This window comes from Proteinivorax hydrogeniformans (assembly GCF_040515995.1).
Classification (GTDB): Bacteria; Bacillota; Proteinivoracia; order Proteinivoracales; family Proteinivoracaceae; genus Proteinivorax; species Proteinivorax hydrogeniformans.
Genome location: NZ_CP159485.1, coordinates 228,547 through 243,986, shown reverse-complemented (window position 1 = coordinate 243,986; position 15,440 = coordinate 228,547). Strand labels below are relative to the sequence as shown.

16 protein-coding genes are annotated in these 15,440 nt (G+C 38.0%); 3 read left to right on the top strand and 13 right to left on the bottom strand.

Translation table 11 applies throughout. The features are described 5' to 3' along the window. Positions 1-7: 7 nt before the first annotated feature. The 11 genes from eutJ to PRVXH_RS01255 all read right to left on the bottom strand — a co-directional run bounded on the left by eutJ (position 8) and on the right by PRVXH_RS01255 (position 10,539). Complete coding sequence (gene eutJ / locus PRVXH_RS01305) at positions 8-853, bottom strand: ethanolamine utilization protein EutJ (protein ID WP_353893515.1); 846 nt, start codon at positions 851-853, stop codon at positions 8-10. Beyond that, positions 841-1,491 (bottom strand): cobalamin adenosyltransferase, encoded by a 651-nt coding sequence (locus PRVXH_RS01300; protein ID WP_353893514.1) that lies wholly within the window; start codon positions 1,489-1,491, stop codon positions 841-843. The genes eutJ and PRVXH_RS01300 overlap by 13 nt, the downstream gene beginning before the upstream one ends. Beyond that, positions 1,463-1,945 carry a EutP/PduV family microcompartment system protein gene (locus tag PRVXH_RS01295; protein ID WP_353893513.1) on the bottom strand — a complete coding sequence of 161 codons (483 nt, stop codon included), beginning with the start codon at positions 1,943-1,945 and terminating at the stop codon, positions 1,463-1,465. The genes PRVXH_RS01300 and PRVXH_RS01295 overlap by 29 nt, the downstream gene beginning before the upstream one ends. Continuing rightward, positions 1,942-2,295 carry a BMC domain-containing protein gene (locus PRVXH_RS01290; protein WP_353893512.1) on the bottom strand — a complete coding sequence of 118 codons (354 nt, stop codon included), beginning with the start codon at positions 2,293-2,295 and terminating at the stop codon, positions 1,942-1,944. The genes PRVXH_RS01295 and PRVXH_RS01290 overlap by 4 nt, the downstream gene beginning before the upstream one ends. A 35-nt stretch (positions 2,296-2,330) precedes the next feature. Then, positions 2,331-3,278: a choline TMA-lyase-activating enzyme gene (cutD, locus tag PRVXH_RS01285; RefSeq protein WP_353893511.1), complete on the bottom strand. Its 948-nt coding sequence runs from the start codon at positions 3,276-3,278 to the stop codon at positions 2,331-2,333. Positions 3,279-3,351: 73 nt separating this feature from the next. Further along, the gene (cutC, locus tag PRVXH_RS01280; protein WP_353893510.1) at positions 3,352-5,898 is read right to left on the bottom strand and encodes a choline trimethylamine-lyase; all 2,547 of its coding nucleotides are present in this window, start codon (positions 5,896-5,898) and stop codon (positions 3,352-3,354) included. Positions 5,899-5,969: 71 nt separating this feature from the next. Next, complete coding sequence (locus PRVXH_RS01275) at positions 5,970-6,272, bottom strand: BMC domain-containing protein (protein ID WP_353893509.1); 303 nt, start codon at positions 6,270-6,272, stop codon at positions 5,970-5,972. Positions 6,273-6,301: 29 nt separating this feature from the next. Continuing rightward, entirely contained in the window at positions 6,302-6,601 is a 300-nt protein-coding gene (locus tag PRVXH_RS01270; RefSeq protein WP_353893508.1) for a BMC domain-containing protein, read from the bottom strand. Positions 6,602-6,660: 59 nt separating this feature from the next. After that, positions 6,661-6,927, bottom strand: coding sequence for a hypothetical protein (locus tag PRVXH_RS01265; RefSeq protein ID WP_353893507.1), 267 nt, complete (start codon positions 6,925-6,927; stop codon positions 6,661-6,663). Continuing rightward, complete coding sequence (locus tag PRVXH_RS01260) at positions 6,914-8,011, bottom strand: hypothetical protein (RefSeq protein ID WP_353893506.1); 1,098 nt, start codon at positions 8,009-8,011, stop codon at positions 6,914-6,916. The genes PRVXH_RS01265 and PRVXH_RS01260 overlap by 14 nt, the downstream gene beginning before the upstream one ends. Positions 8,012-9,630: 1,619 nt before the next feature. Beyond that, positions 9,631-10,539, bottom strand: coding sequence for a phosphotransferase (locus PRVXH_RS01255; protein ID WP_353893505.1), 909 nt, complete (start codon positions 10,537-10,539; stop codon positions 9,631-9,633). A gap of 375 nt (positions 10,540-10,914) precedes the next feature. Between PRVXH_RS01255 and PRVXH_RS01250 the strand changes: the two genes are divergently transcribed. The 3 genes from PRVXH_RS01250 (at position 10,915) to PRVXH_RS01240 (ending at position 14,214) form a co-directional block, all read left to right on the top strand. Then, positions 10,915-12,081, top strand: coding sequence for a 1-propanol dehydrogenase PduQ (locus PRVXH_RS01250; protein ID WP_353894525.1), 1,167 nt, complete (start codon positions 10,915-10,917; stop codon positions 12,079-12,081). Positions 12,082-12,278: 197 nt separating this feature from the next. Beyond that, positions 12,279-13,496 carry a histidine kinase gene (locus PRVXH_RS01245; protein WP_353893504.1) on the top strand — a complete coding sequence of 406 codons (1,218 nt, stop codon included), beginning with the start codon at positions 12,279-12,281 and terminating at the stop codon, positions 13,494-13,496. Next, positions 13,474-14,214, top strand: a complete 741-nt coding sequence (locus PRVXH_RS01240; protein WP_353893503.1) for an AraC family transcriptional regulator — start codon at positions 13,474-13,476, stop codon at positions 14,212-14,214. The genes PRVXH_RS01245 and PRVXH_RS01240 overlap by 23 nt, the downstream gene beginning before the upstream one ends. Positions 14,215-14,255: 41 nt before the next feature. Here the strand turns inward: PRVXH_RS01240 and PRVXH_RS01235 are convergent, their stop codons facing one another. Then, on the bottom strand, positions 14,256-14,591 hold the full coding sequence (locus PRVXH_RS01235; RefSeq protein WP_353893502.1) for a hypothetical protein: 336 nt from the start codon (positions 14,589-14,591) through the stop codon (positions 14,256-14,258). Between the two features lie 4 nt (positions 14,592-14,595). Further along, positions 14,596-15,429: a glucosaminidase domain-containing protein gene (locus tag PRVXH_RS01230; RefSeq protein WP_353893501.1), complete on the bottom strand. Its 834-nt coding sequence runs from the start codon at positions 15,427-15,429 to the stop codon at positions 14,596-14,598. Positions 15,430-15,440 lie beyond the last annotated feature (11 nt).

Here is a 15,440-nt window from a genome sequence, read left to right as displayed (position 1 = left end):
CGCTCACCTATTCTATGACTTCTTGAGTACAGCTAAGAGCTATACCTAAGGGAGTTACGAACATTGGGTTTTGGGGTTTGTGAGTGGTAATCCCTGTCTTTTTTTCTATGATTTGTTCAATGCCGGTTAACCGACATGTTCCACCTACTAAATATATCTCGTTTACGTCGAAATCTTTAACATGTTCATTTATTATGGAGGCGATTTTTTCAACAACTGGTCTTAACACTGGAAGTAGCTCTTTGTGATTTTCTGATTTTCTTTTGTAAACTTCTGCCTCTTGAAAGCTCATCTTGTATGAACCAGAAACCACTAAAGAGAAGTGGGTACCGCCTGTGGAGTCGTCTGCGACATGAATGACTTCTCCATTTTTTAAGATGGTAATCCCCGTTGTGCCACCGCCGATGTCAACTACCGCTCCATTTTCTATATTTAAAACCTTGTTAGCTGCAGTTGGTTCGTCTAGTACGTTTGTTAGCTCAAATCCGGCGCCCATCACTACGTTTTTAACTGCTCCTGAGTCTAAAGCGTCTGTGCCTGGGGGGATTGCTGCAGCAGCGTAGATTAGCTCTGTATCTAGCTTTTCTTCTAGCTGCTCTTTAAGCTCTTTTACAATTTTTATCGCCCCGATATAGTCAACAACCATACCGTCGCGAACTACATCTGCGTATCTATAAGCTCCTGCTACTGGTTTATAATTTTCATCTAATACTGATAGAACAACACAAGCTGTTCCTAGGTCTACTCCTGTGTAATATACAGAGGTTTTACTTTTTATCGGCTTTTCTACCACTTTTTCAAAATCTTGTACCAGCTGATCACAGTGCTCATAATTTGATTTTATCTTTGACATTTTGTACCTCCTACGATTGAACATATGGTTTGGGATAAGGTGTTTGTTATTTGATTTATGCTGCATATAACCCCTTGCTTTTGCTCGCCATTTTCAAACAACTCTAGAGCGTATTGCTCTAGCTCCCTAAGGGCACAACGTAGCCTGTGAAGAGCGATAATCTCCCTGCCTTTTTCTAGTTGTATATGAAACTCTGTAATTTCAATACAGTCGCCTAGATGGTCGGAAAAATTATCTTTGTTAATTGCTGGACAATCTTTGTTATCAATGGATAAGTGGGGTTTGTCTCCCTTGTCATCACTTAGCTGTGGTAGATGTTTGCTTAAATCAATTACTTTTTGAGCTAAAATAACATCTTTATTTAAAAGTTCTTGCGCTGTTTGAAAAAAAAGCGCCTGGACTGACTTAACCTTTAAGTGCAACATTTTATCTTGGTTTGTTTTTGTAACTGTTTTTTCGTTTTTCGTTGGTTTTGCTTTTTTCTTCCTTTTGCTAAATTGATCTACTATTTTTATACCCCGGTCTAATAAAAACTGACGTCCTCCTGGTGTAAGCCTTTCTCCAGCACTTAGTTCAAAGGTGTCCAAGGAGTCCTTTATATAAAAATCTCTAAGTTTCTTTTCGGTTATAAACTTCATAATGTTCACCTTTTCTTTCCTTGTTAAACAAGTGTTGTTTTAGCTCCTCAATTGAGTTGCAGTCTGGAGAGCTAATCTTAAAATAGGGCTTTTTCACACCTATTTGTTCAAACTGCTTGTAACACAGGCTTTCATTTTCAGGCTGCAAGTCACTTTTTGTTATTACACCAATTACAGGACATTTAAATGGTTTGGCAAAGCCAGGTGGGTATATGTTTTGACAGTTAGACTGATCAATTAGCAATATAAGGTGAGAGGCATCTTGGGACATGGCAATAATATATTTGTACATTCTTGCGTTTTCGATATAAGAGCTAGGAACATCTATGGTTTTTTCTCCATATATTACATCCTGAGTTCTGCGAAGAGGTCCCTTGTAATCATTTAAGGCGTTAACTAGGGTAGTTTTGCCACTTTTTCTAGGACCTACTACCATGATTCTTTTTTTTCTCATGACTTAGTGATAGGGGCTACGGTAAAGCCTAGCAGATTCTGTAGCGTTTCACTTACTGAATGAAGTGCTGTTTCCACCGATTGAACATCTCCGGTAATTATTAGCGATCCAGTAAACCTATCTAAAAAACCAATTTGTACATCGGCACTTTTTGTTACGATATCTGCTGCGATTATGGCCACTTCATAAGGTGTGATAGTTAGCACTCCTATCGCCCCTTTGTCATCAATCCCCAAGCGTTCGTAAATATCCTGCATTGGCGAAGCAATAACATGGGCAATTGTTACTTGTTTGCCAGGTACTGATTCTTGGACAACCCTTTGCATAGAATTTTCGCCATTAGCTCCCATAATAATTCCCCACAATCTTTGTTAAAAATTTATTTCTAATGCCTTATTATCGAAACTGGAAAGTCATATCTACTAATTAAAGACTCTATTTTGTCTAGCTCTTGTTCACTTAAGGCTAGCTCACCTTTAATCTGGTAATCCATATCTAGCTGGTTGTATTTATTTACACCCATTTTGTGATAAGGAAGTAGATCGATTCCCTTAAAGTTTTGATGGTTACGGTACGGCATTAAAAAGTCTATAACTCTTTGAATCTCAGATTCGCTATCGTTTACACCTTTTAGCATCGGCATTCTTACTTTTACGTTGTGACCGTTGTTTAGAAGGGATTTTAGGTTTTCTAAAATAACTTCGTTTTTCACGTTTGTATATTGGAAGTGCTTATCTGGGTCAATGTGTTTAAGGTCATATAAGAATAAGTCGGTAAACTTAGCAACTTCCATAATTGATTCTGGTTTTGTATATCCACAGGTTTCAACGGCTGTATTTATGCCCTCCTGTTTACAGGTCTTTAATAGCTTTTGTGCAAACTCTGGCTGCATTAGAGCTTCGCCACCACCTAAGGTGACACCACCGCCAGAAATAGTGTAAAATGCTTCGTCTTCTTCTATGATTTCTAATAGCTCATCTACGGTTTTTTTCTCTCCTACTACAGAGATAGCATCTTCGATACAACTGTCCATGCATTTGCGGCAGCCTATACAGTCAATGTTGCGATTTATTTCGTGTTTGCCTTCGTTGTTGATAGAATGAATCCCAACGGGACAGGCTGAAACACAAGCACCACAGTTTGTACACAAGTCACTTTTATACATGATTTGGTGTTTTTGTTCTAATCCCTCGGGGTTGGAACACCACTTACACCTCAGGGGACAGCCTTTAAAAAACACTAACGTCCTAATACCAGGACCATCATACATATTGTATTTTTGAGTGTTAAATATCCATGCTTTTTCTTGATTGGTACTAGCGTTGTTATGCATAATATCTAGTCTCCCGTTTAGTTTGGTTTGGCTAACCGTTTATGATGGCTAGCCAAACCATTATTTATTATTTCTAAAACTTGTCAAGCACAGTTCTACTGATTATTTCATCTTGCACGTCTTTACAAAGCTCAACAAAGAATGCACTATATCCAGCAACCCTAACTATTAGGTCTCTATATTGCTCAGGGTTTTTCTGAGCTGCTATTAGAGTTTCGTTATCTAGATAGTTAAACTGCATTTCTCCAACACCTAACATGTTAGCGGTACGTAGCAGTGTGATGATTCCTTGTTCGCCTTCTGGGGTATCTAAAAGCCCACTCATTAGCTTGAAGTTGTGAACCATACCTAGGTTCATGCTGTCGCACGCCATTTTGGAAACAGATTTGATTATAGCTGTAGGTCCTTTAAAGTCTGCCCCTTGGGAAGGACTAATTCCATCAGATAGTGGAGCCCAAGCTTTTCTACCGTTTGCAGTGGCACCGGTTAGCTGACCAAATGGTGTGTTGTTAGAGATAGACAGGGTACCATGACATAACACAGAGTAAAGTGTTCTAAATTTACGGTGTTCTGTCTCTGTAAAGTTAACTAGGTCAGCAGCGATTAGATCTGCATAGTCTTCGTCGTTACCATACTTTGGCGCTTTTAAGCAATCGTTTCTAAGTTGTTCGCAGCCTGCAAAATCAGCTTTTAAAGCTTCGTTTAACTGTTTTAGAGTGTATTTTTTCTCATCGAATACAAGCTTTTTAATGGCAGCCATTGAATCTACGTATGTGGCTAGTCCACTCCAGACAACTCCAGGACCGAAGTTATACATAGCTCCGCCAGAGGATACATCCTTGCCGTTTTCCATACAACCTTCGTACATTATCGACATTAGCGGCTTAGGAGCAAGGTCTCTATGAACTCGTTGCGAGATCACAGTTGCCACGCTGGTTAGTTTGGTAATATATTTGATTTGCTCTTTAACAGCGTTGTCAAACTCTTCATAAGTTTTGTACTGGTCTACGTCACCAAAGTCCGGGGTGACTTTTTTGCCATACCACTGTGGCACTCCATTGTTCATAGCTAGTTCTATGGCGATAGGCCATTGAGTATAAGCTGTAGATGTCCATTGGTATAAGCGACCTGACTTTTGTGGCTCAACGCAGCCCATTAGACAGTAGTCACGAGCATCTTCTATAGAAACACCCTTTGCTAACATCATCTTTATGTGAACATCGTCGAAGTGACAAGCTGGAAAGCCCATCCCAGAGCGAACAACGTCTACAATTTTCTTTAGATACTTTTTAGGTGATTGGCTATGGATACGGGTAGCCAGCGTAGGTTGATAAATTTTAACATGCCTTACAGCATCCATTAGAAGATAAGTTAAATCGTTAGTAGCATCAAGTCCTTCTCTGGTCACACCACCAACACACATATTAACAAAAGGTTGATAGCCTGCAAAAAACTCTGAAGCTTCCTGACTGGTAAGCCACATCATCTCAGACATTTTAATTAGCATACAACCAGCTAGTTCAAATGCTTCACACTCAGTCATTCTTCCATTTTCAATATCAGCTTTAAAAAATGGGTACATGTATTGGTCAACACGACCTATGGACATACCTGTTTGGTTCTCCTCTACAACAAGTAGAGATTCAATGGTCCATACAGCTTGAACTGCTTCCCAGAATGTTTCTGGTTTGTGAGCTGGTACTTTTCTGTTAATTTCTGATATTTTCTGTAACTCTGCTTTACGTTTAGGGTTGGTTTCTTTGGCTGCAAGCTCCGCTGCGTAATCTGACATGCGTCTAGCGTAAGCCATAACACCTTCGGTTGTATCTATAATTGATTTATAGAAGTAGATTTTTTCAATATCTTCAGGGTTTTCGTATTCTAATTCTTCTAACTTGGCTTTTGCTTCATTTTGGATGTCAATCATGCCTTTTTTCATTAAAATTACGTCATACCCTGGGTTAGAGTCGCCACCGCCATTTAATTGATGGTAGGAACAATCTGAAACAAAAGACTCTCCTGACAGCTCCCAAAGTCCAGCTTCACGGTATTGATCTTCACAGTACTCATCAACAGATTGACCTTTCCAAAACGGGAAAATGTCTTCTTGTAACTCTTTTTTATCTTCTTCAGAAAGATAGAAAGGATCTTGTGGACGTGTCGATACTGTATCTAACTCATTTTCCAACCAGCGCCACGCAATATCTGGTGAAAATGCGCCTGCTCTAGGAGCTCCACAAGGTGCTCCTACGATTAGCTCATCATCTTGAATAACTAAAGGTGCTGTTTCGCAGCTGTGACGGAAACTTTTAGCTCTTAATAAAATTTTTGGCATACCTGGGTTTTCTTTAGCAATCTCGGTGATTGCACGAGCACGATGGATGCTGATACTTGGCTTCCACTTAAAATAGTTCTCCTTTAACTTTTTTAAACGTTCAGTCATCCCATCAGGAATTCCTTGTTGCTCTGTTTGGGTTTGTGGTTGCATGTTGTTAGTTGTTTCTTTATGAGAAATGTCCTTTGAAATGCCTTCAAAAACTTTCATTAGTGCGTTGCGTTCTTCTTCGGACATGTGTTTTGTTGCTTCTGCAAACTTCGTTGAAAATTCACGAATATCCAAAACAAATACCTCCATTCATATTTTGATTCCATTTTTGCTGCTTAAAGCTATGCATTTAGCAGTTTTATAGTTTAAGGATTAAGATTTTCTAAGGAATAGCGTGCCGTAATTTTTTCGAGGTCATGATGAGGGCTGGCAATAACAACGGAGCTATAAACTTCTGAACCCATGTTTTCAACAGCTTTTACGCCTGCTTCTACAGCAGCTTTACAAGCTCCAACATCACCTTGAACTAGCACAGAAATGTAACCAGAAGCGACATTCTCAAAGCCAACAAGCTCAACGTCCGAAGATTTGCACATTGCATCGGCTGCCTCTAAAACAAAAACTATACCGAATGTTTCTATCAAACCTAAAGCATTATATCTGCTCATACAGTTTCCCTCCCCTTATTTGATTCACTTTAATATTTATCGACATCATATATCGAAACTATTTCGCCAACTTCCTTAATGGGGCGTGGCATGGTGTGTTGTGCTGTCAGTTTTCCGATAGCAGCCGCTGCTTCAGCTCCAGCTTCTACAGAGGCCTTTACTGCAGCTATATCGCCTTTTATCATTATAGTCACTAGGGTTGAGCCTATATTTTCATATGCTACTAGCTCCACGTTAGCTGCTTTTAACATCTTGTCTGCTGCTTCTAGCGCAGGGACCATTCCGATTGTTTCGATAAGACCTAATGCTTCTTCTCCACGATATCTCATAATACTTTCACCCCTTTAGACATTGTGTTTGATATTTTCTTTTTTTAAAATGTCTAGTATTAGTCTTGAATATATTTGTTGATTGCGTCTAATCCTTCTTGGTGAGCGCGGTAATAAATTACAACGTTCCCCGATCCACTTAGTTCATATCTTGACTCTTCTAATAACCCGTTTGCCTCAGCTGTCATTAGAGCATTTAGCACCTCTTCTTCATTAAGGGCTTTAAAGTCACCGTATTCATCCTTAAGCGCCTCCACTACGTGGCTGGCACAAGCTTCTTCTACTTTTGTAAAGTGTTTTAAAATAGCGTAATTAAGCGGCTTCATCTAGCACTTCCTCCTTTTTCTTAAATAAGTCCAATGGATTCATTGCGATTACAAAGATACCGATTGCCATTGTTACAGCTGCAAACCATTCTATAGCTGTTAGGCTCCAACCGTCTTGTCCCATGATTATCCCTAGTAGCACCCAACAGCTTAGGGGACCAAAGAATGAGTAAGTTCCGTTTGTTGCCATTCCCATAGCGGCGCCTGTCATACTGTTACCTTTATACCACCACATAAATGAAATGAATGCGAAAAAGCCTGATACTGCAAACCAAATCATAGAGGAACCACTAGCAAAAGCTTGTCCAGCAAGCACAAATGGTTGTGTAATGCCGCCACCTAAAAGTCCCAAAATAGGAAGTAAGATTAAGAAGTTAGCAACACCTGATGTTACCTGACGGATAGTAATACTGATTTCAGTGTCAACCATTGAAGAACCAAAGCCTGCTATTACACCTTCAAGGCCCCAACCAAGAGCAGCTACAAAAGCGATAACAAGTCCTAGCACTATGCTATCTCCTGTATCTCCACCAATACCTACACTACCGATTATGACACTTGCAGAAACACAGATGATGATTCCTAATGCCATACGCTTGTTTAACTCTTGTTTGTATATAACTCTACCTAAGATAGCACCGATTGCTGGGCAAAGAGCAGTAATTGGAATTGCTATTGATCCAGCTAACTGGATACCAATAATATAAGCAACGTTTGCTATCGGACCACCCATAACAGCCGCTAGCATAAGCATACGCCCTGGTGCTGTATTTAGAGTTCTAAAGAAATCTTGGATTTTTCCTTTTCTACCGCAGTTGATAAATGCCCATACAGCACTTAATATGTCGTTAAGGGCTGTTCCTAGAGCTCCTAAGATGAATACTATTGCAAATGTTGACAAGCCGGCAGTGTTGTCTCCGTACCAGTCACCCCAAATTCCTCTTTGCATAGCTAAGGTAATAAATGCAGCAAATAAACCGTAAGTAAGACCTGAAAGTAAACCAATGGTAACTCCTTTTTTGAAGAAACTTGCCTTCAATCTGTCCTTTGCAGCAATTGCAGCCGCTGTCGATTTCTTTTTCATGAACAAACTCCTCTCTTTTGTTGGAATTTAGATGCAATTTTTTGCACTTAAATTGATTTGAATTTTCTATTACCTAGACGTAATATAAAATTTGAACTACTATTAAACAAATGAAATATTAAATAGGGGATTTTCTAAGATTTTCTGGTAACCAACTAAGCGCTTTTAAGTTGTTAATGTCATTATACCTGAGCGCAGCATTTTTCTATGGTACAATACAAACTTCTGCGTTGTATTGTATCCTGTACTTTTTTTAACAATCTTGTACTTTGGTTATCTTTTTGAACTTTACTCATGTGTTATTTTTGAATAGTGCGACAATGTTTTTAACTGCAAACCTTTTGATAGCAGTAGTTGGGCAGTGGTTTGCAGCATTTTTTTGCGTTTTTCTACTGTTTAATTGTAAAATTTCTACCCACAAATTTAAATGTAGTATTTTTTCCATATTGGATTTAAGGGATGAAAAAAGAGTCAGGGGCATAGCTAAAACAAATAAAAAAACTATTCTGACCATCGACTTTGATGATCAGAATAGTTTTTTACTGAATAACTTGGCCAACTAGGCCTTGAAGGAAAACAATAAAGCAGTTGGCCGCGAAAACGTATAAATTTGCTTATTCTGCTAGGTCAAAGGGCATGCTCTAAATCTGCTAATTCTGCTGGGTCTGGAAATAAATGTTTTGTAAGGGAGCACCACAGTGCTCCAGCAGAAGTTATTATGGTATAAAAATAATATTACTAATAGAAGTGGTTACAAATACCCTTGCCAGCTTTCTGCTAACCAACTTTCTGCTGACCCTAAAGCAGAACCAATTTAAGGTAAGCGTTAATCATATGGGATGGTTGACACAGAGGTCAACCACTACCTCTTCGAGGGTGGGGTTTCTGAAATAGGTCCTGCGCCCTTATGGGCTAGATCTTTCGGCGTGGCTGAGGATGCCGTTTTGCGAATACCTACGCGGTGCATGAGGTCTTACCTATTTAGCATGGTAGATTTTTACCCACTTCCAACCTCATATTACTAATTACCACTACTCGCAATCTTTACCGTGGCCAACTAACCTTGAAGGAAAACACGTTTAAAAGCAATGGCCGCTATTGACACACTGCCTCTTCGAGGGTGGTTTTCTGAAATAGGCCCTGCGCCCTTATGGGCTAGATCTTTGGGCGTGGCTCAGGATGACGTTTTGCGAATACCTACGCGGTGGATGAGGTCTTACCTATTTATTATGGTAGATTTTTACCCACTTCCAACCTCATATTACTAATTACCACTACTCGCAATCTTTACCGTGGCCAACTAACCTTGAAGGAAAACACGTTTAAAAGCAATGGCCGCTATTGACACACTGCCTCTTCGAGGGTGGGGTTTCTGAAATAGGTCCTGCGCCCTTATGGGCTAGATCCTTCGGCGTCGCTCAGGATGACTTGTAGATATCTCTGCGATGAATGTAGGCTTTCCTTTGTTATTGTAGATTTTTACCCACTTCCAACCTCATATTACTAATTACCACTATTAGTGCTCTTTTAGTGCGGGCGATTTTATGAGTTTCTGTCCCAGCTCGTCTTGTTATATCAAAAAGCCACATTTATGCTTTTTGCATAATGTGGCTTTTGCGCTATACATGTACCATCTCTTCGATGGGATAGTTAGTTGAAGAAGTTAACAGGTCTATATTTTTTCTAAAACGCTCGTACCTATTATTACAGTAATCAAGAAAGTCATCGCCGTGATAGTGCCTTATCAGCGCCCATACAGTCCATAGCAAATCTTGAGCTAACATATAGCATTTGATTTTTAGCTCTTCCTCTTCATTAAAAAGACCGCCATAGTAATCTGAAACAAGTTGTTCTATTGACTGTTGGGAGAGCTTAGATTCTATTATATATGAGGCTACGTCCCAGCTTGGGTCATTCATTCCTGCGTATTCCCAATCAATCAGATATGTTTGTCCTTTTTGGGCTATTACAAAGTTTTCCGGCACTGTATCATTATGGCAGGGAACAGAAATAGTATTTTTTATATTCTCATCCATAAATGCAAATAGTTTTTCTTTTAGAATGTGATAATCGAAAAAAAGCGCTCCGTTAATTTGTTCAACTATCTGCTCATATTTATGTAGTTCAGATTTGACATCGAATTTATTAGGAAACTTTTTGGGGCTTTGATGCATTTTTTTCATCGTCTCCGAAACCGAGGCTATGCTTTTTGGAGAGTTTGGGTTTGCAACAGCAATATTTTTACTGTTTTTTAGATAGATGCTAATTTTAATTCCTGTGTCATCGTCAAAGTAAATGCACTGGGAGTTGATTCCTACTTCTGAGGCTATGCTATTATTGACCTTCTCTATTTTTCGGTCGATCATTTTATCTGTCATGCCCCCAGGTTTACGGATTACATATTCTGTGCCTTTAATATCCATTACGTAGTTATAGTTAGTCATTCCACCTATAAATCTTGATTTATCAAAAACGATGCTATCATCATTGAAAAGGCGTCGCAGCTTATCTTGTATAATTCCTTCCATCTTCATAGTTCCACCATACTTTCATTAGGAGCATCCTTGCTCCCTTTTTTATATAAAAAACGTATTAAAACAGCTTAAATTTTTGTTCCTTTGGAATACAATTATAGCAAGAATATCACTTATAAGCAACAAGATGGATTAATTTTACATGCCCTGAAAGTACTGTTTTTATTGACTTTTTTTGTTTTTTTACTTAACAAGACAGATATTGTGCAAGATTTTGTGATAGTGTACAATATCTGCTTTTACTAAAATACAAAAGTACTAGAACGTTATGGTCTAATTTCAATGCTCTTTATAGCTTACATGTTATTATTATATTGTATAAATGTTAGTGATTTTTTTAACTTACTATCAAATCTTTTTTAGGAGGTTATTATCATAGAAACAAATAAATTTATTTTAAAATCAAAGGTATATTTCAACACTGAATCTTTACAGCTTCTAAAGGAGCTAAAAGGGTCTAAAGCATTTATTGTGGCAGATTCAATTATGGACAAGCTAGGTTATTTGCAAAAAACTATAGATTACCTAAGCGAAGCTAATATTAGCTCAAAAGTTTTTACCGGGGTGCGTCCAGACCCTGACGTCGGAGTCGTCACCGAAGGTTTAAAACTTTATAATGAGAGCGATGCCGATATAATCGTAGCGCTAGGTGGTGGGTCCGCCATAGATACTGCTAAAGGTATATTATATTTTGCTGAGAAAGTAGAGAAAGTCCAAGGAGCTAATACTGACAGACCGCAGTTTATAGCTATTCCATCTACAAGCGGAACTGGTTCAGAGGTTACTGACTTTTCCGTTATCACATCTGAGGGCGAGAAAATTTGTGTCATTGATGAAAAGCTTGCACCGGATATAGCTATCTTAGATTCTACTTGCATACAACATGTGCCTAAACATGTAGCCGTGGATACTGGAATTGATGTTTTAGTTCATGCAATAGAGGCCTATGTTTCACCAGAGTCAACAGACTTTACCGATGCTCTCGCTGAAAAATCTATTAAGTTGATTTTTGAAAACCTCGAGGCAGTATATATCGATACAAAAAATGAAAAAGCACGAGATCATGTGCTAAATGCTTCATGTATGGCGGGTATGGCTTTTACGAATACAGGCCTTGGTATTACACACAGTCTTGCCCATGCTTTTGGAGGCACTTTTCACATCTCTCACGGACGGTCTAACGCTCTTATGCTTAATGCGGTAATGGAGTATAACGCTAACTTAAGTGGTAGCGCTAATGATTACGCTACTGAAAAATATGCAGAGCTTGCAAAGATTTTACAGCTCCCTGCTAGGACAAAGCGCGAAGGGGCAGTTAACTTCATAGATGCAGTCCGCAAGCTAAAGAAAAGATTAGGTATCGAAGACAATATTAAGGCGCTTGGAATTGAGGAGTCTGATTTTAAAAATGCTTTAGAGCAGATGGCAAAATCAGCGATGCAGGATAGATGTACTCCCACTAATCCTAAAAAGCCAAGCAAAGAAGATCTTGTTAAAATTTTAGAAAAATGTTTTGGACACACTTCTAGGTTTTAGTTTAAAAACACCCCTCTAATAACTAATTGAGGGGTGTTTTTTAGGATATTTTAAACCTTTGTGAATTAATGGATGTTTCATTTGGGTTACTAAACAGTTTACATTGTAGCTATTATATATTAGAATTAAAAATAAATATATGAGCTTTAATATTAATTATAATCTAGTCTATGATATGAAATGGGGTGTGTTGCCCAATGAGTGAAGTTGAAAATCCCCTTAGGAAGCTAATCTCTTCAAAACTATATACTCGTTACAGTGGTATTTTATCCTTATCAGATATTTCCTTGTTTTTAGTTGACCCCAGCGGGGAGCTTTTGCATGAGCTTATTCCTCCCCCCGACTTTTGTAGCCATGTCTGTTTTGAAAAAAAGGGACAGACTTGTCCTGATTACAAAAATCAGCTAGGTGCTGATTGTGAGGGAAGTTTTGTTTGTAGTTATGGACTTCAAAATATTCTTATACCAATCAAAGTGAAGGAAAAAACTTTAGGGTATGTAGCTGGCATGCAAGTATATCAACAAGGGTCAGAGTATAAAAAGCATACTATCGATGTCCAGTCTTTAAAAGATAGCAAAAACTTGGATTTAGAGTTTATAGCTAAGTCTATCGCTTCGTTAAAAGTGCTAGAACCCAATAAATTAAAAATCCATGAGCAGTTATGTAGGCATATTGCTAATAATATTTCTTTGGATTTGGCGGAAAGTGTCAACGAGGTTAACCCTCAAGTTGAAAGGCTTTCAATCGAAAAAGAGATATTAGAAAAAAAGATAATAGATTTAGAAGCTAAAAATATGTCTTTGGTTATTAATCCTCATTTTTTGTTTAACACTTTAAATTGTATAGCGCGTATCGCATATTTTGAAAACTCCCATACAACTGAGGAGCTTATTTATTGTCTTTCTGATTTGCTTAGGTATAATTTAAAACAGGATGATCAGTTACACACCATAGGTTCTGAAATTGATAACATTGAAAAATATCTATATATTCAAAAGATGCGTTTTAAAAATCGATTAGAGTATAATATCGAACTCCCGGAGAACATAAGAACCTATAGGATCCCTAATATGGTGATTCAACCCATTGTTGAAAATGCCATTATCCACGGAATTAGTAAAAGTCGCGATGGCGGAAAAATTAGTATATACGCTAAGAATAATAAAAACGGGGTAGCTATCTTTGTTGCAGATAATGGCAATGGATTCCCCAAAGACGTGTTAGAGCAAATACAACAGAAAAATTACCCAAAAGGTCTAGGTTTTCAAAGTACTAACAAGCGTTTAAAACAATATTATGGAGAATGTTATGGGTTGGAGATCGAAAAGTCCGATTATAGCGGTACTACTATAGTTATTCAAATCTCGCCCCAACCATTGAGAGGTGCTAGCGATGAACACCGTACTGATTGTTGAAGACGAAATACTTGAGCAAGAGTTTTTAAAATCCATTGTTGAAAAAGAACTTCTGCCAGATGATACTGTGCTTACTTGCGAAAGCGGACTTAAGGCGGTAGAGCTTGCTAAGCAGTATAAGCCTAATATTATAATTATGGATTTGATGATTTCGGAAGTTGATGGTTTGACCGCTATAGAAGGTATCAGAAACTTTTTGCCTAATGCTAGTATTATGATTTTGTCCGCTTACTCGGATTTTTCATATGCTCAAAAAGCTATAAACCTTAAAGTTAGTGAATATCTTTTAAAACCTGTAAAGCCTGATACTTTTAAAGAGGTGTTTCGTAAGGTAATTCAGGCAGCTCCGCAACAAAATGCTATAGTGGAAAGTAGCACAACAAGCGAAAACAAAAAGAAATTTATCGAGGAATCGCTAGACTATATTGATGAGCATTTTAAAGAAAAACTGACCTTAGAGATGGTAGCTTCGCATGTATTTATGAGCCCTAAATATTTCAGCCAAGTTTTTAAAAAGGAAATGGAAGTAACCTTTACTGAATACATTATACAGGTTAGAGTAAAGTATGCTTGCAAACTACTAGAAACAACTAATTATCCTATTTATCGAATATCCTCTGAGTGTGGTTTTTCTGATCCATCTTATTTCAACAGGGTTTTTTGCGCTCAAAAAGATATGACTCCCAACGCTTATAGAAGTCACGTGCGAACTAGCTAGTAGATAAAAAAGAGAGAGCTTTTGGCTCTCTCTTTTTTTATTTACTCTTCTTTTGAAGTTCTTTTCTTCAGATCAGCTATGTGCTTTAAATTTTGCTCTAGCATCTGAGTATCTTTTTTCAAATTGTCTATAATCTCATTTAACTGTGATATTTCAACTTTTTGCTGCTCGTTTATTTCTGCAAACCTCTCCCCTTGCTCTGCTTTTGCTTGTAATGCTTTATACTCGTAGGTGTACAAAGCTAAGGTAAATGAAAGGAATATAAAAAGCAAAACCATAGCAGATATAAAGTACTTGATAATGTTATAGCTAACTTTAAAACTTCTAGTCTTTTCGTTTGCGTTTGGCACTATGACTATGTTAAGTTCTTCTTTCATAAATCTACTCTCCCTGCTTATAAAGTGTTTCATGGTAGCTAGTATTTTGCCTGTTGATTATATCCTGATTGAAGCGATCCATAGACCTGGCAATTTTTAAGTGCCAGTGTGGGTCGCTAGCATATCTATTATTTACATGTTTTAGGGTAAATCCACCTGAGTAATAACGAGCCCCTGGCGTTAGATAGTTTCTAGCTAGGTGGCGAGCTACTGTGTCAATGCCTTCTTCTTTGGTTGAGAAGGCTCTTGCGTATTTGTACGGGTTTTTATCATATGCTCCATAACCAAATAAGTTGTTCTTGTCTCTAGCTATATCAGATCTACCCCATCCGCTTTCGTGAACTGCTAGCGCCAATAGGAAGAATGCATTTACTCCATGCTCAATTTCAGCTTGGATAAATGCTGATCCCAAACCTTCAAGTGGAGTTCCCTTTAGAATGAAGTTGTCAATTTCATATGCTGTTATAGCGGAACGATTTGTTAGGTTTAGATTTGCCGCCCCATGATTAGCAGATACAGCTTTTGTGCTATTTTTTAGAAAGTTGTCATTTCGGGCAACAAGCCTATCTGAATATGTTATGTGGTTGTACACTAATTTTAAGTCTTTATCGTATTGGTCCTCATATACTTGGTCTAGGTATTTAATATATTGACTGGACTCGTCTAGGAGTCTTTGCAGTTGACTTTCTAAGCTTGCTGTTTTTTCAAATGCTTTTGTTGTGCCTTCATAGTTTGTAACTTCCTGTGCATAAATAAGATTGAAAAATTGTACGTTAGCTATAGACAATATCAAGACTATCATAACTCCCATAAAGAAAGTTCGCTTGATACTTTCCATAATCTACACTC

Bases quoted from the DNA above. Each gene is read 5' to 3' on its own strand.
- eutJ (WP_353893515.1), bottom strand. From the start codon at position 853: ATGTCAAAGATAAAATCAAATTATGAGCACTGTGATCAGCTGGTACAA.
- PRVXH_RS01255 (WP_353893505.1), bottom strand. From the start codon at position 10,539: ATGGAAGGAATTATACAAGATAAGCTGCGACGCCTTTTCAATGATGAT.
- PRVXH_RS01260 (WP_353893506.1), bottom strand. From the start codon at position 8,011: ATGAAAAAGAAATCGACAGCGGCTGCAATTGCTGCAAAGGACAGATTG.
- PRVXH_RS01235 (WP_353893502.1), bottom strand. From the start codon at position 14,591: ATGAAAGAAGAACTTAACATAGTCATAGTGCCAAACGCAAACGAAAAG.
- PRVXH_RS01300 (WP_353893514.1), bottom strand. From the start codon at position 1,491: ATGAAGTTTATAACCGAAAAGAAACTTAGAGATTTTTATATAAAGGAC.
- PRVXH_RS01265 (WP_353893507.1), bottom strand. From the start codon at position 6,927: ATGAAGCCGCTTAATTACGCTATTTTAAAACACTTTACAAAAGTAGAA.
- PRVXH_RS01240 (WP_353893503.1), top strand. From the start codon at position 13,474: ATGAACACCGTACTGATTGTTGAAGACGAAATACTTGAGCAAGAGTTT.
- PRVXH_RS01295 (WP_353893513.1), bottom strand. From the start codon at position 1,945: ATGAGAAAAAAAAGAATCATGGTAGTAGGTCCTAGAAAAAGTGGCAAA.
- PRVXH_RS01270 (WP_353893508.1), bottom strand. From the start codon at position 6,601: ATGAGATATCGTGGAGAAGAAGCATTAGGTCTTATCGAAACAATCGGA.
- PRVXH_RS01290 (WP_353893512.1), bottom strand. From the start codon at position 2,295: ATGGGAGCTAATGGCGAAAATTCTATGCAAAGGGTTGTCCAAGAATCA.
- cutD (WP_353893511.1), bottom strand. From the start codon at position 3,278: ATGCATAACAACGCTAGTACCAATCAAGAAAAAGCATGGATATTTAAC.
- PRVXH_RS01245 (WP_353893504.1), top strand. From the start codon at position 12,279: ATGAGTGAAGTTGAAAATCCCCTTAGGAAGCTAATCTCTTCAAAACTA.
- PRVXH_RS01275 (WP_353893509.1), bottom strand. From the start codon at position 6,272: ATGAGCAGATATAATGCTTTAGGTTTGATAGAAACATTCGGTATAGTT.
- PRVXH_RS01230 (WP_353893501.1), bottom strand. From the start codon at position 15,429: ATGGAAAGTATCAAGCGAACTTTCTTTATGGGAGTTATGATAGTCTTG.